Consider the following 19,837-nt stretch of genomic DNA (forward strand, 5'->3'; position numbering starts at 1 on the left):
GTCTTCCGCTTTTGGGACGACTCCACAGGCCGCTACCGCATCAAGTGTTTCGAGGTCGATGACACTGAGGTCGTGGGTGGTCGTCCCTACCGCCTGAGCAGCGCAGGCGTCCTAATGCCCGCCTAATCCTTCCACTAGACAGACTGTAGCGGGGTCCTCCGGGACTCCGCCAGTTTCCTGAAGTGCTCCTGCGTGGGCTCTTCCGGTAACTGAAGAAGGAGCAGTCGAAATGCCCTACCGTATCACCCGCAACGCCCTTATCGGCGCCCTCGGGGGCCTCTACGCCTCCACCTGGCTGACTGCAGGCATTGCCGCCAGCACCGGCCGCCCGGTCGTGGGCTGCGCCTGCATCACCATCGGGTTCGGCTGCGGCATCCTAGGTGCTCTTGCCGGGGCTGTTACCGGCGACCGCCTGCCCTCCCACCGCTGAGCCGCTGGTACTCCTGCACTAGCAGTTTGATCCGGTTCCTGCTGGCGTTGGCGTTCTGGTCCCGGCCAATCTCGTTCTCACCGAAGAGTGCTTGCCAGAACCAGACCAACACCGCGCGCTCGATCCCTAACCCAGCCAAGTGACGGAGCGCGGCACGAGTCGCATCGTCCGCACCACGTGACGACGCCGTCTTCTCCACGCGATCGTCGATGATCCTCAGGGCTTCTGCCGTGTCCATGCTTCCACTTACCGCAATTGGAACATGAGGAGAACAGAGGACTGTGGAAAAAACTGCGGCGCGGGAAACCGTAGGAAAAATCCTACAACTCGACACATCTATTCCACTAGATAGACCTTCGGAGTAACGGAAATGCCTAAGCGTCTCGACGCCTTCGCCGATGTGGTGATGGCGCATCCCCACCCGTTTGTCCGCAACGCTCTCGCAGCGGGCATGCAGTTCGGCCTGAACCATCCCGCCGAGGCTGCCAGAAAGTACCTCTCCGCCGTCGTCCTCTGGTCGATCGCGGCGCGGGTCAAAGTGACCCCGGCGTTGGCCCTCCAGATTGCCGGCAGGGTCGCCGAAAGGTGCGCCGACGTCGTCGACCTGGCTGAAGCCTCGGGAGCCTCGCGTGGCCCCTACGATGAGGAGGTCCGCCATGGCTGACCGCCGCAGAAATGCTCAGCTCGCCTGCGGCGCGCTTGAGCTGTCGATGGCGCTCACGAGGATATGGGGGCCTTCTGTCGGCCTACCACTCCTCTGCGCGTTCTACCGGGACAATGCAGCGCTCACCGCTGCGGAGGTCGCCGAACTGGCTGGGGTCAGTGAGGATACCGCCCGGAGACGTCTGAGAGAGCTAGAGCGAATCGGTCGGGTAGTGGTCCACGGGGGTCACCGACCAATTCGTTACCAACCCACCCTAAGGCTTGCCGAGCGGAGCCTTCGTCTCGTCGAAAAGTTCGTCGAAGACGCAACTTGCGGCTAGGCCCTTTCCACTAGGCGAAGGGTCTGTCACACGCCGGATCAGGAACGGGGGTTCCTGATTTGTTCTTGTATATAGGAATTTTCCTACGGTATATCCGTGGGCGAATCCTCTTGATCGGGTCACCACTAGATGCTTACGGAAGATAGAACTTCTCCCTTACCCAACAATGGAGCAACCGATGACCACCCGCTCACGCCGGAGCGACCAGCTTACGCTGCGCGTCGGAGACTTAACCGACTTCTCTACGGCGTTGATAGTCCTTGCCGAATTGTCGCCGGAGAGGATGACGCTCGCTCAGATGACGTTCTTCCTGTCGGCCGCAATCGCCGACCTCGCAGGTAAACCGGGCACGTTCTCGACTCTCAAGGAGGCTGTCGGCCCGATCGTCAATCGCAGCCTCCACACGACCTACAAGGCGTTCCTCGACAAGCCCATGAAGCGCTCGGATTACGAGAGCAAGCGTCAAGGGCTCGGGTGGCTCACCCGCGAGGAGAACCCCGCCGACAACCGCGAGAAGTTCCTACGCCTGACGGCTCAGGGACGAAACGTCATCGCCGAACTGCTTGAGGCCCTCGACGGCGCCGCACTTCCTACCAAGGAGACCACCAATGACCGTGAAGATCGGGACGAAGCCTAACGGCATCCTCTACCTCGACGTCCGCCTACCGGACCCCGATACAGGAGACCTGAAGCGGTCCCGTGTCTCCCTCGATACTCGCGACATGGCAGACGCCAAGCGCCAGCGGGCGGACTGGCTGGCCGGTCGGCACCCGAAGCATCCTGCCATGGGCGGGGTGATCGCGGCCAAGGGTCGAGGCCCTACCGTCGAAACTTCCACTAGCCAGACGTCTCGCCAAGGAGGAATACTCCTCGTGGACTGGATCATCGACTGCCTGGATACCAACTGGCGGGGCAAGAAGGCTCAACGCACCCACGAGAGCAACGCGCGTGTTCTCAAGGAGACCATCATCCGCGCTGAGCTGGACACGTTGCTGCTCAAGGACGTCGCAAGCGTGCATATCGGCATGATCGAGAAAACCCTTCGCGACGGAACGGGCTACGCAGAGGCTTCCGTCAGCAAGCTCCTCGGCGCCCTCTCCTCGGCCCTGACGTATGCTGTCAACAATGACGACCCGAAGACCGGCAAGGCGTATCTGATCGCCAAGCCCAAGTTCCCCAAGATCGAGGTGCGAAACATCCGTGAGCGCGTCCTGAGCGAGGCTGAGGAGGTCGCGCTGTTCGACTGCATCGCCAAGCGGATCGAGGACGAGCCCTCCCGCCCATGGCGTCACCTCGGATGGCTTATCGTCGTCGCGCTGGACACCGGGTTCCGCCTCGGAGAGCTGCTATCGCTCGGTCAGAAGTCCATACGGACGAAGCGCTGGCTCGACCAGTCGACCGGGAAGCAGATTGCGGCCACCTACCTCGGCCTGGAGCGCTACTCCACCAAGAGCGACAAGCCCCGCGAAGTGCCGGCGACCGATCGAGTATTGCGCACCATCCCGCTGCTCAATGCGATGGCCGTCAAAGGCCGCTGGTTCCCATGGAAGAGCGGCTCCGGTGGCCCCGGCTACATGCTGCTGAACCTGAAGGCGGATATGGAGGACCGGGGGTTCGACATATCGGACGTGACCATGCACTCCATGCGCCATACCTGCGCTACCCGGCTGGCGATCGGCGGGATGGATTTGGTCGCCTTGAGGGACTGGTTGGGGCACTCTGACATCCAGATTACGGCCCAACGCTACATCCACCTCATGAGCAGCCACTTGTTCCGGGGAGCTGCAATCCTCAATCTCGGTGGCACGTGTTCGGCACCTACGGGGATCGAGCCATCCGAAGAAGATAGTTCCACTACAGCAAATACTCCTCCTAGTGGAAACGATCGTACCGAGGCTGGCACAGTAGCCCTTCATTAAACCGCAGATATCCGAGGGTTGATTGGTCCTCGGGCCTCCACATCCTTCTGAAAATTGGTGCTTATTTCCCCTTCGGGGCCGCGCTTTGCCTAGCGCCGCTTCTTCAGGACGAGATAGATCGCACCCTGCCCGCCATGACGCCGATGGGCGCCGCGAATGGCGACGATGTCCGATGCGTGCTCGCTCGCGGCAAGCCAGTCGGCGATCTTCGCGCGGATCGCACCGCGCGCGCTGCCCCGGTCTGCGGCATCCACAGGACGCGCCTTACCGGTCACGATGAGCACTACTCGTGCGCCCATCGCCTTTGCCTGCACCAGCCCGTGCATCAAACGCATGTAGGCCTGATCGAGGTTGGAACCGTGCAGGTCGAGGCTGAAATCGGGCAGCAACGTGCCTTTGGAGATCCGCTTCTCCCACGATCCGTCGAGATTGACCGGCACATCGACGCGCGGCTTGGGCGGGGCCGCTTTAGGCAGCGACGGCGGCGGAACCCGGCCCTTGACCTTTTTCACAGGTGGTGGCGGAGCAACCGGGACCGGCATCACAGGCGCCTCGGGCTCGACCAGCTTGCGAGGCGCGACAAGCGGCTTGACGGTGCGGGCGACTTGCGCCCAGACCGCCTTCTCCTCTTCCGTAAGCCTGCGCCCCGGCCGTTTCATCGGGCGCCGAGGCGGGTCAGGACGCCCTTGGGCAAGAGGATCAGGGCATTGCCCCGGCCGCTCATGCCGCCTGCGGTCAGGCGGGCCTGGGACCCGGCGCCCCAGAAGGTGTCGAAACGGTTCGCACCCTTGATCGCGCCGCCGGTATCCTGTGCGATCCACAGGCCGTTGGCCTCGCGGCGGTCCATATCGAGGTACACAGGAGCACCCAACGGCACATAGCGGGGGTCTACGGCCACAGAATTGCCCGCTCGCACGGGCACATTGAGGGCACCGAGCGGTCCATCACCGTTCAACACTTTAAAGAAAACCCACGAGCGATTGCGCTCCATCAGCGCGCGCCCCTCGACCGGATGCTCGCGGACATATTGCATGATGCCCTGCATGGAGCCGGAGTACTGACCCGGCCCGGAGCCGACCAGCCCCTGATCGCGCATGACCCCGCCGATGCCGGTATAGGGCAAGCCGTTCTGGCCCGCATAGCCGATGCGCGTCACCGTGCCGTCCGGAGCGACGAGGCGGCCGGAGCCTTGCACCTGAAGGAAGAAGAACTCGACGGGATCGGCGGCCCAGGCAATCTCCAGCCCCTTGCCCGCCAGCGCCCCGGCATCGATCTGTGCGCGGTCGAAATAGCTGGTGAAGGTGCCGTCCGGCGCATAGCGGCCAAGCGGCATGCGCCCGCTGCTGAGCGGCGGCGCATCCCCCGGCTTCGCACGCACGAGATCGGGCGGGAAGGCGTAGACCGGCACCGTATAACCGGGCTGCGGCGTGCGCCCGCCGGCGATCTCCGGTTCGTAGTAGCCGGTAGCGTAGGAACTGCCGTCGCCGATGCGGGCGGCCTCGAAAAAACTGGAGAAGAACAGCGCGGGCGATCCCGCGCCCCAGTTCACGGCGGCGGTGCAAGCCTGCCGCCAGTCCTCGGGCCGGGTCAGGCCACTGCCGTCCTTGCGGACGATGAGCTTCGGGCAGCTTTCACGGAACGAGGCGAGAGCGCCTGCCGCATCGGCCGCGCCCATCCGCAGCGCCGACAGCGCAGGACCACGGCGCACACCGGCAGCCAGCGCGTTCTGGGGAGATGAAGGCAGGGTCGTCGGCCCGGTCGGCGGAAGCGTGGGGCGCGGGCCGCCGGTCTTCGGGATTACGCCGCCGCAAGCCGCGAGCGTGGCCAGCAGACCGCCGATCAGAAGAGCGCGCCAGGCGTCCCGGATCGACCGCCCGGACACCACCGCAGGTGCCATAGTCTCCAGCGCCAAAACAAACCCTCCCCGCAAAGCAGACGCCCCGCGCCGGGGGTGGCACGGGGCGGATCAGGCTTTGTCGGCTAGCAGTCCAAAGAAGGGGGGATCAACCCCGGATCAACCTTCGTCGGTCTCTTCGAGGACCCAGTCGGGATCAGGCGAGTTCACGGCGCGACCGAACGTCCAGACGTCGATTGTCTCGATCGCGTCGTCGAGCGAACCGGCGACCACCTGACCCTCGGCGTTGCGAGTGACGGCGGCGATATCGGCACGGAAGCGCAGGGTGATGCGGGCATAGCCGTTTTCCACGCCGGCAGCGGTGAAGCCGGTTTCCTCGATGCGGATCAAGCGGTTGTCGAGCGTCTCGCCGGCCTCGATACGGGCGTCGATGGCGGCGGCGAAACCGGCATAGACGTCATCATCGCAAAGCTGGCGCAGTTCGGCCTTGTCGCCCTTCCAGAAGGCTTCGAGGATCATGCGATAAGCACTGCGCGCGCCGTCGAGGAAGGCGGCGGCGTCGAAACGGCGATCAGCCTGCGAAATCTCCGCAAGGCCACGCTCGACCGAAGGCGGCGCGAGCGGGATCGCACGCTGGCGGGGCTGTTCGGCGCGGGCGCGGTCATCGCTGCGCTGATCGGGACGCGGCGGCGCGGAAACGCGCGGAGCGCCCGGCTTCTGGCCCTGGCGACCTTCGAAGCGTCCCTGGATGGGCTCCTCTTCATGCTCGGCGCGGCGGCCGAGCACGGAGTACAGCCGCAAGCCAAGGAAGGCTGCGATCATGGCCAGGATCACTATTTCCGGTGTCACGTCCCTAATTCCATCCTTCTGTGGCGCCCCGTCTGTGGCACCGTGGCCGCAACCGATCAAAGACCGGCCTGAAGCCCCATCGCACTCCGGCGCAGTTCCGAAGACTCGAACGTGCCTTCGGCTTAGCACTCGAACATAGCCCCAGATAGGTACGCATTACAAATGAACAACGCGTGAGTGGCTCGTTCGGGGCATTTTCCCGGCGGATCGAGCCCCTCGAAGCGATGTGCGCGCAACTTCGGGACACAACCTCTACAATTTTCCCGACGCTCGGGTGTTCCCCGCGCCCGCAAAATGTTTTACCCGCCCCCGCTGAACGTTTCAGATTCCATTGCGGGACACAGATCAGATGGCCGACGAAGGCAACATCATTTCCGACCTCGACCTCGGCAACGGCGAAGACACCGCCCCCGCCGCAGGCATCATTTCGCAGTACATCAAGGATCTCTCGGTCGAGAATCCGAACGCCCCCGAAGCGTTCTCGTGGCAGGAACAGCCGCAGATCGACGTGCAGTTCAACATCGGCGCGCGCGCGATCGAGGGCGAAGTCCACGAAGTCGAGCTGAAGATCACCTGCTCGTCGCGCACCAGCCTGGGCGTCGCCTTCGCGGTCGAGCTGAGCTACTGCGCGCTCATTGGCATGCGCAACCTCGAAGAGGCCCAGTCGCACGCGTTCCTCTTCGCCGAGGCGCCGCGCATCCTGTTCCCTTACGCCCGCCGCATCGTGTCGGACGCCGTGCGCGACGCCGGTTTCGCGCCGCTCATGCTCGAGCCGATCGACTTCAACGGCCTCTACGTGCAGCAACTGCAGGCGCAGCAGCAGCAGGCCGAGACCGGCATGGGCGAGCCGGTCGGCAACGCCTGAGATAGTTGCTGAGGGTCGGGGCGTCGCGCCGGTGCTTCGACAAGCTCAGCATGAGCGGGCGGGGGTGATGAAACCAGACGGTGTCACTTCCCGCCCGTTTTCCACTCCGCTCATCCTGAGCTTGTCGAAGGATGCGAGACACGGCGCCTGCCTTTTGGAAAGCGCGGCATGAACCTCGCAAAAGCCCTCGCCAGCGTCGGCGGACTGACGCTCGCCAGCCGGGTGCTCGGGCTTGCCCGCGACAGCCTGTTCGCCCGCTTCGTCGGCGCGGGCTTCGCTTCCGACGCCTTCCTGATCGCGTTTCGCCTGCCCAACATGTTCCGGGCTCTCTTCGCGGAAGGGGCCTTCGCCTCGGCCTTCATCCCGATGTTCAACCAGAAGGTCACGGACAAGGACGGCCCCGGCCTCCCGGCCGGCATCACTTTCGCCGAAGAGGCGTTGTCGGTGCTGCTGCCCGTCCTGATCGTCATGACCGTGCTGCTCGAAGTGCTGGCCTGGCCGGTGACGCTGCTGCTTTCGGGCGGGTTCAACGACGTCACGCACGACCAGTTCGCCTTCGCGGTCATGCTCAGCCGCCTGACGATTCCCTATCTCGCGCTGATAAGCCTCGTCTCGCTGCTGGGCGGCATCCTCAATTCGCTGAACAAGTTCTGGGTCAACGCCGCCGCGCCGATCCTGCTGAACCTGACGCTGATCGTGGCGCTCCTCGGCTTCCATTCGGACGACCCGCTGATCACCGCGCGCAACCAGGCGATCGGTGTTTCCGTTTCCGGCGCGCTCCAGCTGCTCTGGCTGGTGCTCGCCTGCCGCGCCAACGGGGTGTCGATGCGGCTGCGCATGCCGGTGTGGAACGTCGACGTGAAGCAGCTGCTCAACCTGATCCTGCCTGCGGCCGCCGGAGCCGGAGCGGTGCAGATCAACCTCGTCATCTCCACCGCGCTCGCCGCCTATCTGCTGGCGCACGGCTCGGTGACCTACATCTACATGGCGGACCGGCTGAACCAGCTGCCGCTCGGCCTCATCGGCATCGGGCTCGGCACCGTCCTGCTGCCGACGATCTCGCGCCAGCTCGGCGCGGGGCAGGAAGCCGAGGCGATGGAGACGCAGAACCGCGGCCTCGAACTGGCGCTGCTGCTCACCCTGCCCGCCGCCGTCGCGCTGATCGTCTGCGGAGAGCCGATCGCCGCCGCCCTGTTCGGCTACGGCAAGTTCGACGCGGGCGACGTCGCCCGTACGGCCGAGGCGCTCGCGGCCTTCTCGATCGGCCTGCCGAGCTACATCCTCGTGAAAGTTCTGACGCCCGGCTACTATGCGCGGCAGGATACGAGGACGCCGGTACGCTACGCGACGATCTCGATGGTCGCGAACCTCGTCGGCAATCTGGTGCTGATCGTGCCGCTGCAGCACATGGGGCCGCCGCTGGCGACGGCGCTGGCTTCCACCCTCAACGTGGCGATGCTGTACCGCACGCTGGTGAAGCGCGGACATTTCACCGTCGATGCGCGGCTGAAACGGCGCGGACCGAGGCTGGCGCTCGCCGCCGTGGCGATGGGCGCGGCGCTGTGGTTCGGGCAGGACCTGATGATGCCTTATGTGCACGGCACCTGGCTGGTACGCGGGCTGGCGCTGGTCGTGCTCGTTTCGGCGGGCTGCGCGGTCTACGGCATCGCTGCCGTGGCGACCGGCGCCTTCACCCGCGCCGACCTCGCCCTCCTGCGCCGCCGCAAGCGCGCCGCCTGAAGGGTTCCATCGATGCGCGAACGTGCTATGAGCCCCGGCCATGCAGGATCGTGCGATCTTTTTCCCGCCCACGCTGCGCCCCTTTGCGCCGCGTTCATGGCGATGGCGTTCGGTCACCCGCTGACCGTACCTGCATTCGTGCCCTGTACGGGCGCAACCCTCACATCCATCGACAACTGACTTAAGGACGCGACCATGCGTATCGTCTCCGGTATCCAGCCCACCGGCAACCTGCACCTCGGCAATTACCTCGGTGCGATCCGCAACTGGGTGAAGATGCAGGACGAGGTCACCGCCGAGGGTGGCCAGTGCCTCTACTTCCTGGCCGACCTCCACGCGATCTCGATGCCGCACACCCCCGCCGACCTCGCCGCGAACACGCGCGAGATGGTCGCGGCGCTGGTGGCCTGCGGGCTCGATCCCGACCGCTCGATCCTATTCAATCAGGCTCAGGTGCCCCAGCACTCCGAGATGCAGTGGCTGCTCAACGGCACCGCGCGCATGGGCTGGCTGAACCGCATGACGCAGTGGAAGGACAAGGCGGGCAAGAACCGCGAGGGTGCCAGCGTCGCACTGTTCACCTACCCGGTGCTGCAGGCCGCCGACGTGCTGCTCTACCAGGCGACTCACGTGCCGGTGGGCGAGGACCAGAAGCAGCACCTCGAACTCGCCCGCGACATCGCACAGAAGTTCAACAACGACTTCTGTGCGGAAGACGCGCCGCTGTTCACCCTGCCCGCACCGTTCATCCCGCCCGAGGCCGCGCGCATCATGTCCCTGCGTGACGGCACCGCCAAGATGAGCAAGTCCGACCCCTCGGACATGAGCCGCATCAACATGACCGACACCGCCGATGCCATCATGCAAAAGGTGAAGAAGGCCAAGACCGATCCGGAGCCGCTGCCCTCGGAAAAGGGCGGCCTCGAAGGCCGCGCCGAGGCGAAGAACCTCGTTGCGATCTACGCGGTCATGGCGGGCACCACGGTCGAGGCGGTGCTGGCCGAGTTCGGCGGCGAAGGCTTCGGCAAGTTCAAGCCCGCGCTCGGCGAACTGCTGGTCGAGAAGCTGGCGCCGATCAACGCCCGCTTCCTCGAACTGCGCGAGGACCGCGAGCGCCTCGACGCGATCCTGTGCAAGGGTGCTTCCAAGGCCCGCGAACTGGCGATCCCGACGCTGGAAAAGACCTACAACGCCCTCGGACTCGTGCGGGGTTAAAATTCGTCTGGAAAATGCCCGGTGGGCATTTTCGTAGCGGCACCGGGCCCACTCCCCCACCCGACCACCCATAGGGTACTATCGTTGGGTGGTCAGGTGGGGGAGTGGGGCGGTGCCGCCAAATCCGCCTGCGGCGGATTTGCAGACAGGCGCTAAAGCCCCAGCAGCTTCGCGCGTCGCCGGACCCACGGTTCGGCGAGCGCGGAGACTGCGCCCAACGCTTCCAGGCCTTCCGGGTCGCCCTTGTGCTCTCCGGCTATGAGCAGGCCGAAGACGCGGCGTACGCTCCAGTCGGGGAAAGGCCGGTCGATCAGTTCAAGCGCATCGCCCGCACCGACCTCGCCGTCCTCGATCACCCGGTAGTACCAGCCCGCCCGGCGCGATTTCACGCACCCGGCGTTGACCTTCGCCCCGTCGAAACGATGATCGAGCTTCCAGCACGGCTGGCGCCCCTGGCTCACCTCGACGAGCGCGCTGCCCATGCGCCAGCGATCGCCGATGAAGATGTCTTCCTCGGTCAGCCCATCGGTCGCGATATTCTCCCCGAAGGCGCCGTAATCGGCCAGCAGCGGATGGTCGCCGATCGCTTCGCGCCACCAGTCATAGTGGTCGTGGGGGTAGTGGTGGATGGCCTTGTCCGGCCCGCCATGGACCGAAAGATCGGCCTGGCTGTCCCCTTCGAGGCCCAGTCGGTAGACCTTCACCCGACCTTGCACCGCCGTCTTGGCGATGGCGCTCGGCTCGTCGGCCGCGCGGAACGGAGCGACCTTGCCGCAAAGTACGGAAAGAATGGGGAACGGACTCGTCATGACCGGGCTTTATTCCTACATGAACGAAACGCGATCAAGTCGTGAAGCCGGCCCGAGGGCGGTGGATGCGGGATGAACCGGCGGAACGGTCCGTCGCTCGTCCAAGTCCATTCAACCTCTATTCAGGGCGTTGATTTCACGACAGTATCGTAAAAGAATCGAAGGCCGCGCCGGAGTGGGGCGTCTGGATCTCTTCGGGTTCGTGGAGCAAAGATGATGACACACCATTCCGGATCGCAGCTCGGCAGGCTGAAAATGGCCGCTGCCGCCGTGCTGCTCATGGCGCTCGCCGCGTGCGCGACGCCGTTCAAGGCCGACGTTTCGCGTTTCGCGACCCAGCTCCCCGCCCCGCAGGGCCAGAGCTTCGCGATAGTCGCGGACAATCCCAAGCTCGCTGGCGGGCTTGAATTCAGCCAGTATGCCTCGATGGTCGGCGATCGCATGGCCAAGCTGGGCTACACCCCGGTGGAAGACCCGGCCAAGGCCACGCTGATCGTGCGCTTCGACTACGGCGTCGACAATGGCCGTGAGCGCGTGCGCAGCACTGGTGTGGGCGCAGGCGCGTTCGGCCCGTGGGGCGGCTGGGGTCCCTATGGCGGCGGCTTCTACGGCCGCGGGTTCTACGGTCGCGGCTTCGGCTGGGGCGGCCCGTGGCGCTATGGCTGGTACGACCCGTTCTTCGACAACGGCATTCAGTCCTACACCATCTACACCAGCGGCATCGACCTGAAGATCGACCGCGCCGCAGACGGCCAGCGCCTCTTCGAAGGCAAGGCGGAAGCCGTCTCGACCTCCAATCGCCTGCAGTATGTCGTGCCCAATCTGGTGGAAGCGATGTTCACGAATTTCCCCGGGAACTCCGGAGAGACCGTGCGCATTACAGTCGCGCCCGAGAAGAAATAAGCACGAAATCAGACAGGCTCCCCCCTGCGAAGAGTGGGAGACACCGAGGGACGGGTCCGCTGAAATATTGCGGGCCCGTCCTTTTGCTATGGGGCCTCAGGCGCTATCTGGCGCCCCATAGGATTTGTTGATGCATAATTTCATGGCCATCCTCTCGCAGCTGTTCTGGGGCGTCACCATCGGCGCCTTGAGCGCTGCGTTCGAGACGCTGGCCAAGGGCGCGATGATGCTGGGCGGCCTCGGCGGTGCGGGCTGGTATGGCCTGAAGTGGCGTAAGGCCCGGCGTGAGCGGGACGGCAAGGGCAAGGACTGACGCTTTTGTCCTGGCTCGTTGAATGGATCTTCGAAGGTCTTATCGAAGCAACCGCCGAAGCGATCCACCACCGTTATGGCTGGGGTGGATGCGCCTCGCTGATCCTGTCGCTCGTCGCGGTGATCGGGGCCTTGCTGTGGTGGAGCGGAGTGTTCAGCTCCGCCACCTGAATCAGCTCCCCAGCGCGACCACGCCGCCGGTGGAGCCGAAACCGCCCTCACCCCGCGCCGTCTCGTCAAGTTCCTCGACGGCCACCCACGAGGCGCGCGTCACGGGCGCCAGAACCAGTTGCGCGACGCGGTCGCCGCGGCGAATGTCGAAGCCTTCGGCGCCGTGGTTGATGAGGATGACCTTGACCTCGCCCCGGTAGTCCGAATCCACCGTCCCCGGCGAATTGGGCACCGAAATGCCGTGCTTGAGCGCAAGGCCCGAACGCGGGCGTACCTGAATTTCGTAACCCACCGGGATCGCCACCGAGAGGCCGGTGGCCACCGCATGACGCCCACCGGACGGGATCGTCACGTCCTCGGCCGAGACCACGTCCATGCCCGCCGCGCCTTCGGTGGCGTAGACGGGCAGGTCCAGCCCCTGCCCGTGCGGCAGGACCTTGACCATGACGGGGACTTCATTCGGCGAGTGCATCGGCAATCCTTTCGACGAGGGCGCGCGCGACGTCCCCCTTGGGCATTTCGGGAAGGGAAACCACCTCGTCGGCCATGACGATGTGGACGGTATTGGCATCGCCACCCATGACGTCGCCGGAGACGTCGTTGGCGACGATCCAGTCGGCCCCCTTGCGCACGCGCTTGGCCTGGGCATAGCGGATGACGTCCTGCGTCTCCGCCGCGAAGCCGACGACCAGCGGCGGGCGGCGCAGGCCATGGGCAAGGCCGGCGAGAATATCGGGGTTTTCGGTCAGTTCGAGCGGCGCGATGGCGCCGCCGTCCTTCTTGAGCTTCTGATCGGCCGAGCGCACCACCCGCCAGTCGGCAACGGCGGCAACCATCACCGCAACGTCAGCCGGAAGCGCGGCGTCGACGGCCTCGGCCATCTCCAGCGCGCTCTCGACATCGACGCGATCGACGCCCGGCGGGGTCGGCAGATGGACTGGCCCTGCCACCAGCGTCACCCGCGCGCCCGCCTCGGCGGCGGCGGCAGCGATGGCGAAGCCCTGCTTTCCCGAGGAACGGTTGGCGATATAGCGCACCGGATCGATCGGCTCGTGCGTAGGTCCGGCGGTGACGAGGACGTGCTTGCCGAAAAGCCGCAGCGGCTCGTCGGAGAGCGGGATCAGTTCGAGCGCGCCGGGATCAGTGGCGGGCGCCGCCCGGGCACTGCCCTTGACCGCCAGCGGCGAAGTGCTGGCGGGTATGGCACGCGGCCCGCGCGGGATCATCGTGGCGGAAAGGCCGCCCGGCTCGTCACCGACGATACCTTCGGGGCCATGGCCGAGGCAGCGGGCGATGTGCTCCCAGATTTCCGCCGGTTCGGGCAGGCGGCCTGGGCCGTATTCGCCGCAGGCCATCGCGCCCTCGTCGGGCTCCATCACCTCGACGCCGGAATCGCGCAAGGTCTGAACGTTGCGCTGTGTCGCGGCGTGGAGCCACATGCGCACGTTCATCGCGGGAACCGCGAGCACCGGCTTGTCGGTCGCCAGCAGCAGTGTGGTGGCCAGATCCCCCGCCAGGCCCGCCGCCATCTGCGCGAGCAGGTCCGCCGTCGCCGGGCAGACGACCACGAGGTCGGCCTGGCGGCTGAGCTGGATATGGCCCATCTCGGCCTCGTTCTTGAGGTCCCAGAGCGTCGTGTGGACGGGGTTTTCCGATAGCGCCGCAAGCGTCATCGGAGTGACAAACTTCGCGCCTCCCTCGGTCAGCACGCAAGTCACCGAGCCGCCTTCGCGGCGGATGATGCGCACGAGTTCGCAGGCCTTGTAGGCAGCGATGCCGCCGCCCACGATCAGCAGAATGCGCGGTCCGTTCATGACTGGGGCTTCTGCAACAGCGTGAGCATGGGCGCAATCAGTTTGGCACAGGCCCTTTGGCCGCAGCGACCAGTTGCATCACCGCGCGCGGAGCAAAGACCAGCCCGGCGAACATGACCGGGGCGATCATCGCCCCCCAGTAGAAGTTGTCCCACCGCCCGACGAGCATGAACGCAAGCCCGTATCCGGCGCAAAGCAGGAACCCGACCAGCCCCGAGCGACTGCGCCAGCCGAGCCAGCCGAAAGTCATCAGCACCACCGCAGGACCCGCGAGAAAGTGCGGAAGCCAGCGCAAATTGCTCGACTGCACCACATTGACCAGCCAGCCCGCCATGCCGCGCATGACCAGCCATGCCGGGCCGTGCGGGTCGCTCGGCAGCACGTCCCTCGCGATGATCGAGAGGTGCCAGGCGAGCCCCGCGAAGAATACCGCGATCAGCAGGGCCCACGCCGCGCTTTCGCGCCAGTTGCGGTTCCACAGCGCGAAAGCGGCCATGAGTAGCACGTAAGGCAGCGTCAGTTCACGAATCGCCAGCGCCAGCGCGGCGCAGAGGAAGGCCGCGATCCAGCGCCCGCCCTGTCCCTCCCGGCCGATCCGGTGCAGGCCGAAGGACAGCGCGATCAGTCCCCCCGCCCACAATTCATGCAACGGAAAATAGTGCCGGTTGAGCTGCAGAGAGGCACCCACGAATACCATAGCGGCACCCAGACGCTGCACACGGCCGCCATCGTCCGTGTCTTCGCCCAGACGGCGCCACCACACCGCGATGATCGCCAACATCAGCGCCATCGCCGCAGCCATCTGCCCGCGCTCGCCGAGCATCGCGTCGATATAGGCCAGCGTCGGCAGGCGCACCGCGATGCCGGGGTTGACCGGATAATTGCGCGCCCTCTGCTCGGGCACGATGAAGTCGTAGTAGTTCTCGCCTTTCTGGATGCGGGCGATGGCGACCTCGTACAGCGCGAGGTCCTCGTCATAGGGCTTGTCCGGGGTGATGACGGCCTGGCCCCCCGCGTCCACCGGCCCTTCGACCGCACCCTCCCACGGCGAGCGATTGCCCGGCTTGTTGGTCGGCGCGATCATCGAGGCGACCAGCACCAGCGCCAGCAGCGCCAGCGCCAGCCGGGCAAGTCCGGGCGAGAGCCGCGCGAAGCGGCCCCTGTCCGTCAGTTCAGAAGAGTCCAGTACGTCAGTGCCCACGCCGCCGCGCCCCCTAGGATTGCGGCCAGAGCATAGCCACCCCAGTGGTTACTTTCGCGTTTACGGCGCTCCCAGATCAGCTCCACCTCCGGCAGCGGGGCCTGTTCCGGCGCGCCGCCCTTGGGCGGGAAGCGGTCCTCGATCCGGCGAACCAGCGCGGGCAGGCGCATCAGCGTCTCGATATCCTCGCGCACCCGGTCGACGATCACCGCCTCGGGGCCGAGTTCATCGCGGATCCAGTCCTTTACGAAAGGCGCCGCGACGTCCCACATGTTGATCTCGGGATCGAGCGCGGTGGCCAGACCCTCGACCATCACCATGGTCTTCTGCAGCAGCAGCAGGTGGGGCTGCACCGCCATGTCGAAATCGCGGGTGATCGCGAAGAGCCCGTCGAGCATCTGCCCGACCGACAGCTCCGACACCGGCTTGCCGCGCATCGGTTCGCCCACGGCACGCAGCGCGGTCGCGAATTCCTCGACCGTGTGATAGCTGGGGACGTACTGCGCCTCGAAGTGGATTTCGGCGACGCGGCGGTAATTGCCGGTGGTCAGGCCGTAGAGGATTTCCGCCAGCCACAGCCGCGCCTGACGGTTGATCCGGCCCATGATGCCGAAGTCGATCGCGACGATCGTGGTATGGCCGTTCTCGCCATTGGGCGCCCCCTGCACGAACAGGTTGCCCTGGTGCATGTCGGCATGGAAAAACCCGCAGGAGATCGCCTGCGTAAGAAAAGTCAGTACCAGCCTGCGCGCGAGCTTGGGCATGTCGTGCCCCGCCTCGCGCAGCGCCGCGAGGTTGCTCATCTTGATGCCGTCGATCCATTCGACCGTCAGCACCGAACCGTTGGTGCGGTCCCAGTCGATGTCGGGGACGCGGTAATCCTCGATCCCCTTCATCGCATCGGCGAGTTCGGAGGCCGAAGCGGCTTCGCGGCGAAGATCGAACTCGCGCTGGGTCCAGCGCTTGAGGTTCGCGATCACGGCACGCGGACGCAACCGCGCCGCCTCGTTGCCAAGCGCCTCGAGATGAGCGGCGGCCCATTCATAAGTCTCGACGTCGTGCGCGAACTGCTCGCGGATGCCGGGACGCAGCACCTTGACGGCGACGTCGCGCCCGTCCGGCGTAACCGCGCGGTGGACCTGCGCGATCGAGGCGGCGCCTACCGGAGTTTCCTCGATCGAGGCGAAGATGCGCTCGAGCGGGCGGCCGAAGGTGCTCTCGATCTGCGCGCGGATCGCCGCGAAGGGCACGGGCGGCAAGCTGTCCTGCAAGGTCAGCAGGTTGTGCGCAGGACCTTCGCCGACGAGGTCGGGCCGGGTGGCGAGCGCCTGCCCCAGCTTGATCGCGGCGGGGCCGATCTCCTGGAAGGCGCCGGCATAGTCGGGCTCGGCCGGCTGGCGCGTGCCGAAGCGCGCGATCCGGCACAGGCGCTTGACCGGCGCCGGGGCATTGCGGTCGTTCTCGATCCCGCGCAGCGCCCCATGGCGCGCGAGGACGCGGCCCCACTTGAGGAGACGCGCGATGTGGACGGGGGTGGTGGTCACTTCTCCCCTCCCGCTTGCGGGAGGGGGCGGGCGCGTCCGAACGCAAGGTCGGCGCCAGCGCCCACCCCGCTGCGACTAGGCAGCAAGCTGCCAAGTCTCACTGCCCCTCCCGCAAGCGGGAGGGGGGAAGCTGCGAAAATCATCTCAGACCTTCCAGCCCGAATGGATCGCGACGAGGCCGCCGAGGATCGGCTCGACCTTGGTATGCTTGAACCCGGCCTTGCGCACCATGCCTTCGAACTCGGGCATCGGCGGGAAACGGCGGATCGATTCGATCAGGTAGCGGTACGATTCCGCGTCCCCGGCGATCATCGAGCCGATCTTCGGGACCAGCTTGTGCGAATAGGCGTCGTAGACTTCCTTGAAGCCCGGCCACTCCGTGGTCGAGAATTCGAGACAGAAGAAGCGGCCGCCGAACTTGAGCACGCGGTGCGCCTCGGCCAGCGCCTTGTCGATGTGGGTGACGTTGCGGATGCCGAAGGCGATCGTGTAGGCGTCGAAGAAGTGGGCGGGGAAGCTCAGTTCCTCGGCATTCTGGCGCGACCACACCAGCGTGTCGATGCCGCGCTCCATGGCGCGCTCGATGCCGACGTCGAGCATGTCCTGGTTGATGTCCGAGACGGTGACCACCGCGCCCTCGGCTTCCATGCGAAAGGCGATGTCGCCCGTACCGCCCGCCATGTCGAGGATCTGCTCATCGGGCCGCGGACGCACGCGGCGCACGAACTTGTCCTTCCACAAGCGGTGCATGCCCACCGACATGGCATCGTTCATCACGTCGTATTTGCGCGCGACGGAGGAGAAGACGGCGCCGACGCGGCTTTCCTTGTCCTCGGCCGCGACGTCTTCATAGCCGAAGGAAACGGTTTCGCTGCCGGTTTCGGGGCCGGCCTGGCCACTGATTTCGCTGCTCATGGCGCAGTCCTCTAAACGGCCGGGCGCGCCTGCGCCACCGCTTTTACCGCAAGGATGTGACGGGATTCGTCATGCACAGGCGCCGCCGCCTGCGGCATTCTTGTCCGCGTCCCCATTCCCGGAGAAACGCGATGGCCGAAATGTCCCTCCAGCCCACCTTCAGCCTCGCGCCCGAGAAGCTGTGGCAGGCGATCAATCCCTGGACCTGGACGTTCGAGGGCTCGCAGGTCGGGCTGGTCAACGTCAACATCGGCGAAACCAGGTACCCCGAGACCGAGCGCGCGATCCTCGATGAAGTCGGCAGTTACGGCCGCCAACTGGGCCGGATCGGCGATGCCCTGGAAGTGCTGATCGCCCATTTCGACACGGCCCGGCTCTCCGAGGCGGAGCGCGACGCATTGAGGATCCTTGAAGGCGACCTCGCCAAGATCCGCCGCGTCAAGGCGCGCGAACGGAAGAAGTCGCAGTGAACTTGCCAGCCCGGCCCAATGGAGGCACCCTCCCTTCAGGGGAAAACAGGAGGAAGAACCAATGACCGACTTCGACCCAAGACCCGCGAGTTCGGCGCCCAAGTCGGGTTTCGACTTCAACCAGCCGACGATCATAAACCTGCTCTATCTCGCATCCTACGTGACCGGAGTGACGGGCATCGTCGGCGTCGTGCTCGCCTATGCCTGGCGCGGGGACGCGAAGGCCGCATGGGAGGTGTCGCACTACGAATATGCGATCCGCACGTTCTGGCTGTTCTTCCTCGGCATGGTGGTAGGCACGATCCTGACGCTCGTGCTGATCGGCATCCCGATCCTGATCGCGGTGTCGGTTCTGGTGATCGTGCGCTGCGTGATGAGTATCCTCAACGCGCAGAAGCAGGTGCCGATGCCCAATCCGGGCAGCTGGCTGGTTTAGAACGCCCCGTACGCAAGGTACGCCAGACCCGCCGCCTGCACCGCGGCGATGGTGTGGAGCTGAGCGACGAAGGGTTGCTTGCGCGTCTTGTGCCGGAAGGCCCGGCGCCCAGCATAAGCGCCGGGCGTCCCGCCCGCGAGCGCGAGAAGCAGCAGCCGCGATTCCGGGATACGCCGTTCTCCCCGCCGCGCGCGGGCCTTGTCGATGCCGAAAGCAGCGAAGGCGACGAGGTTGAGCCCCGCCGCCAGCACCCACAGAACGTCCGTCAAATTCAGGCCGGTCACAGGCGGGCGAAGATCGACACCGCAAGGTTGATCCACAAGGCGAGCGTGAACAGCATGCCCAGAACGAAGGCCCCGCCCCGGTGCGCCGGGTTATTGTAGGTCATGTGGATCAGGCTCTGCACCACCCGCGCGGCGACGTAGCCCCAGGCGAAGATCAGCGTCCAGCGTCCCACGACCGCCACCACGAAAGCGGTGAGGCAGGCGGCGTAGAACAGCGTCGGCAGTTCGAACAGGTTGTCATAGTGCCGCACCGCCGCGCGGGCGCTTTCGGGCTCGGGCGGGCCGATGTGCGCACGGTAGTAGTCGGGATCCATCGACTTGATGATACCGGTGCGGGCGACCGCCATGCGCACGAAAGCCACGAACGTCAGCGCGACCACCACCAGCATCGGCAGGAAAATTAGGGTCGGGTTATGGGACATGCGGCGGCCTCCTTCATGATGGTTCCGCGTAAGGGAGCGGGAATCGCCCGGTCAGTTACTGGGCGTTGCAGCCCTATCCGGCGCTACGTCCGCAGGCGCAGCGGCCTCCGGTTCGTCCTGTTCGTCCGGGAGCGGACCACCCTCGGGGCCCAGCTTCTCCCAGTCCTCGTCGGCATCGGTCGGCGGCGGAGGCGGAGCGGAGGCGACGATCGGTTCGGGCTTGAGCCGGGATTTCGGGGTGCGGCTGGCGTAATGATCGGCGCCGTCCTTACTGAAGGCATAGACTTGCGTGAACGGCACACGGTACTCGGCCGTCCCGTCCGAGACGACCACTTCGTTACCGGCGAGGCGTTCAACGGTGCCGATGGCGAAGCCGTCGTCATCGACGAGCGGAAGTCCGTGGACGAGTTCTTCGCGGGACACATTGCGCACGGTGACCGCGTTCTCGTCAAGCAGGGCGCGCTTGCCCGCCTTGCTGTCGGCGGAGACGGGAGCCGACGTCTGGGCGAGCGCCGGCGGGGCGGTGATTGCAGGAGCGAGCGCAAGCGCGCTCAGCAGCAGCATAGTACGGGGCAAGACCGTTTCTCCGGACAGAATTCTCAGGAGAAATGCGCATGAAGCAAGCCGGTTGCCAAGAGCTACCCGCTGCGGGAGGCCGGAAACATCCGGCGAAATACGAGGAATGAGCCCCAATCCGGCG

General features: G+C 65.7%; 26 protein-coding genes. 13 read left to right on the forward strand and 13 right to left on the reverse strand.

Annotated elements, in window-relative coordinates; genetic code table 11:
• The first annotated feature begins 229 nt into the window (after positions 1-229).
• Entirely contained in the window at positions 230-430 is a 201-nt protein-coding gene (locus HWN72_RS13515) for a hypothetical protein (protein WP_211150466.1), read from the forward strand.
• Here HWN72_RS13515 and HWN72_RS13520 read toward each other — a convergent pair.
• Positions 399-668, reverse strand: a complete 270-nt coding sequence (locus HWN72_RS13520) for a hypothetical protein (protein ID WP_211150467.1) — start codon at positions 666-668, stop codon at positions 399-401. The genes HWN72_RS13515 and HWN72_RS13520 overlap by 32 nt on opposite strands.
• A 132-nt stretch (positions 669-800) precedes the next feature.
• Here HWN72_RS13520 and HWN72_RS13525 point away from each other — a divergent pair, with 132 nt between their 5' ends.
• From HWN72_RS13525 to HWN72_RS13540, 4 genes are all read left to right on the forward strand, one after another.
• The gene (locus tag HWN72_RS13525) at positions 801-1,094 is read left to right on the forward strand and encodes a hypothetical protein (RefSeq protein WP_211150468.1); all 294 of its coding nucleotides are present in this window, start codon (positions 801-803) and stop codon (positions 1,092-1,094) included.
• A 46-nt stretch (positions 1,095-1,140) separates the two neighbouring features.
• Positions 1,141-1,413, forward strand: a complete 273-nt coding sequence (locus HWN72_RS32000) for a winged helix-turn-helix transcriptional regulator (protein ID WP_353231258.1) — start codon at positions 1,141-1,143, stop codon at positions 1,411-1,413.
• A gap of 178 nt (positions 1,414-1,591) precedes the next feature.
• A complete protein-coding gene (locus HWN72_RS13535; RefSeq protein WP_211150470.1) occupies positions 1,592-2,050 on the forward strand; it encodes a hypothetical protein in 459 nt (152 codons plus the stop codon).
• Entirely contained in the window at positions 2,022-3,332 is a 1,311-nt protein-coding gene (locus HWN72_RS13540; RefSeq protein ID WP_211150471.1) for a site-specific integrase, read from the forward strand. Before HWN72_RS13535 ends, HWN72_RS13540 begins: the two co-directional genes overlap by 29 nt.
• An 89-nt stretch (positions 3,333-3,421) precedes the next feature.
• On the opposite strand, the gene HWN72_RS13545 is transcribed toward HWN72_RS13540, so the two are convergent.
• The 3 genes from HWN72_RS13545 to HWN72_RS13555 form a co-directional block, all read right to left on the reverse strand.
• Entirely contained in the window at positions 3,422-3,991 is a 570-nt protein-coding gene (locus tag HWN72_RS13545) for a Smr/MutS family protein (RefSeq protein WP_008832771.1), read from the reverse strand.
• Positions 3,988-5,244, reverse strand: a complete 1,257-nt coding sequence (locus tag HWN72_RS13550; RefSeq protein ID WP_008832772.1) for a murein transglycosylase A — start codon at positions 5,242-5,244, stop codon at positions 3,988-3,990. The genes HWN72_RS13545 and HWN72_RS13550 overlap by 4 nt, the downstream gene beginning before the upstream one ends.
• Positions 5,245-5,346: 102 nt before the next feature.
• On the reverse strand, positions 5,347-6,036 hold the full coding sequence (locus HWN72_RS13555; protein ID WP_008832773.1) for a Tim44/TimA family putative adaptor protein: 690 nt from the start codon (positions 6,034-6,036) through the stop codon (positions 5,347-5,349).
• 349 nt (positions 6,037-6,385) lie between these two features.
• Between HWN72_RS13555 and secB the strand changes: the two genes are divergently transcribed.
• From secB to trpS, 3 genes are all read left to right on the forward strand, one after another.
• A complete protein-coding gene (gene secB / locus HWN72_RS13560; RefSeq protein ID WP_008832774.1) occupies positions 6,386-6,901 on the forward strand; it encodes a protein-export chaperone SecB in 516 nt (171 codons plus the stop codon).
• Positions 6,902-7,069: 168 nt separating this feature from the next.
• Positions 7,070-8,641, forward strand: coding sequence for a murein biosynthesis integral membrane protein MurJ (gene murJ, locus HWN72_RS13565; protein WP_069708218.1), 1,572 nt, complete (start codon positions 7,070-7,072; stop codon positions 8,639-8,641).
• Between the two features lie 195 nt (positions 8,642-8,836).
• Positions 8,837-9,856, forward strand: a complete 1,020-nt coding sequence (gene trpS / locus HWN72_RS13570) for a tryptophan--tRNA ligase (protein ID WP_008833119.1) — start codon at positions 8,837-8,839, stop codon at positions 9,854-9,856.
• A 152-nt stretch (positions 9,857-10,008) separates the two neighbouring features.
• Here trpS and HWN72_RS13575 read toward each other — a convergent pair whose 3' ends face one another.
• Positions 10,009-10,665: an MOSC domain-containing protein gene (locus HWN72_RS13575; protein ID WP_008833120.1), complete on the reverse strand. Its 657-nt coding sequence runs from the start codon at positions 10,663-10,665 to the stop codon at positions 10,009-10,011.
• Between the two features lie 216 nt (positions 10,666-10,881).
• Between HWN72_RS13575 and HWN72_RS13580 the strand changes: the two genes are divergently transcribed.
• The 3 genes from HWN72_RS13580 to HWN72_RS13590 all read left to right on the forward strand — a co-directional run bounded on the left by HWN72_RS13580 (position 10,882) and on the right by HWN72_RS13590 (position 12,051).
• Positions 10,882-11,568, forward strand: a complete 687-nt coding sequence (locus HWN72_RS13580) for a DUF4136 domain-containing protein (RefSeq protein ID WP_036526466.1) — start codon at positions 10,882-10,884, stop codon at positions 11,566-11,568.
• A 130-nt stretch (positions 11,569-11,698) separates the two neighbouring features.
• Entirely contained in the window at positions 11,699-11,881 is a 183-nt protein-coding gene (locus HWN72_RS13585; RefSeq protein WP_008833122.1) for a hypothetical protein, read from the forward strand.
• A 5-nt stretch (positions 11,882-11,886) separates the two neighbouring features.
• Positions 11,887-12,051: a hypothetical protein gene (locus HWN72_RS13590; protein WP_155986275.1), complete on the forward strand. Its 165-nt coding sequence runs from the start codon at positions 11,887-11,889 to the stop codon at positions 12,049-12,051.
• 1 nt (position 12,052) lies between these two features.
• Here HWN72_RS13590 and dut read toward each other — a convergent pair whose 3' ends face one another.
• The 5 genes from dut to HWN72_RS13615 all read right to left on the reverse strand — a co-directional run bounded on the left by dut (position 12,053) and on the right by HWN72_RS13615 (position 17,525).
• On the reverse strand, positions 12,053-12,523 hold the full coding sequence (gene dut / locus HWN72_RS13595; protein WP_008833123.1) for a dUTP diphosphatase: 471 nt from the start codon (positions 12,521-12,523) through the stop codon (positions 12,053-12,055).
• Positions 12,507-13,865 (reverse strand): phosphopantothenate--cysteine ligase family flavoprotein, encoded by a 1,359-nt coding sequence (locus HWN72_RS13600; RefSeq protein WP_008833124.1) that lies wholly within the window; start codon positions 13,863-13,865, stop codon positions 12,507-12,509. Before HWN72_RS13600 ends, dut begins: the two co-directional genes overlap by 17 nt.
• A 37-nt stretch (positions 13,866-13,902) precedes the next feature.
• On the reverse strand, positions 13,903-15,066 hold the full coding sequence (locus HWN72_RS13605; protein ID WP_008833125.1) for a hypothetical protein: 1,164 nt from the start codon (positions 15,064-15,066) through the stop codon (positions 13,903-13,905).
• Complete coding sequence (gene ubiB, locus HWN72_RS13610) at positions 15,033-16,610, reverse strand: 2-polyprenylphenol 6-hydroxylase (protein ID WP_008833126.1); 1,578 nt, start codon at positions 16,608-16,610, stop codon at positions 15,033-15,035. Before ubiB ends, HWN72_RS13605 begins: the two co-directional genes overlap by 34 nt.
• A gap of 144 nt (positions 16,611-16,754) precedes the next feature.
• Positions 16,755-17,525 carry a class I SAM-dependent methyltransferase gene (locus tag HWN72_RS13615; RefSeq protein WP_008833127.1) on the reverse strand — a complete coding sequence of 257 codons (771 nt, stop codon included), beginning with the start codon at positions 17,523-17,525 and terminating at the stop codon, positions 16,755-16,757.
• 131 nt (positions 17,526-17,656) lie between these two features.
• Between HWN72_RS13615 and HWN72_RS13620 the strand changes: the two genes are divergently transcribed.
• On the forward strand, positions 17,657-17,995 hold the full coding sequence (locus tag HWN72_RS13620; RefSeq protein ID WP_211150472.1) for a hypothetical protein: 339 nt from the start codon (positions 17,657-17,659) through the stop codon (positions 17,993-17,995).
• 61 nt (positions 17,996-18,056) lie between these two features.
• On the forward strand, positions 18,057-18,431 hold the full coding sequence (locus HWN72_RS13625; protein WP_008833129.1) for a DUF4870 domain-containing protein: 375 nt from the start codon (positions 18,057-18,059) through the stop codon (positions 18,429-18,431).
• Here the strand turns inward: HWN72_RS13625 and HWN72_RS13630 are convergent.
• From HWN72_RS13630 to HWN72_RS13640, 3 genes are read right to left on the reverse strand one after another with little or no spacing between them, the layout of a single operon-like run.
• On the reverse strand, positions 18,428-18,715 hold the full coding sequence (locus tag HWN72_RS13630) for a DUF1294 domain-containing protein (protein WP_008833130.1): 288 nt from the start codon (positions 18,713-18,715) through the stop codon (positions 18,428-18,430). The genes HWN72_RS13625 and HWN72_RS13630 overlap by 4 nt on opposite strands.
• Positions 18,712-19,137, reverse strand: coding sequence for an MAPEG family protein (locus HWN72_RS13635; RefSeq protein WP_008833131.1), 426 nt, complete (start codon positions 19,135-19,137; stop codon positions 18,712-18,714). Before HWN72_RS13635 ends, HWN72_RS13630 begins: the two co-directional genes overlap by 4 nt.
• A gap of 51 nt (positions 19,138-19,188) precedes the next feature.
• On the reverse strand, positions 19,189-19,713 hold the full coding sequence (locus HWN72_RS13640; RefSeq protein WP_156799824.1) for a hypothetical protein: 525 nt from the start codon (positions 19,711-19,713) through the stop codon (positions 19,189-19,191).
• Between the last annotated feature and the right edge of the window lie 124 nt (positions 19,714-19,837).

The sequence above is a fragment of the Novosphingobium sp. HR1a genome (assembly GCF_015594425.1).
GTDB classification, from domain to species: domain Bacteria; phylum Pseudomonadota; class Alphaproteobacteria; order Sphingomonadales; family Sphingomonadaceae; genus Novosphingobium; species Novosphingobium resinovorum_A.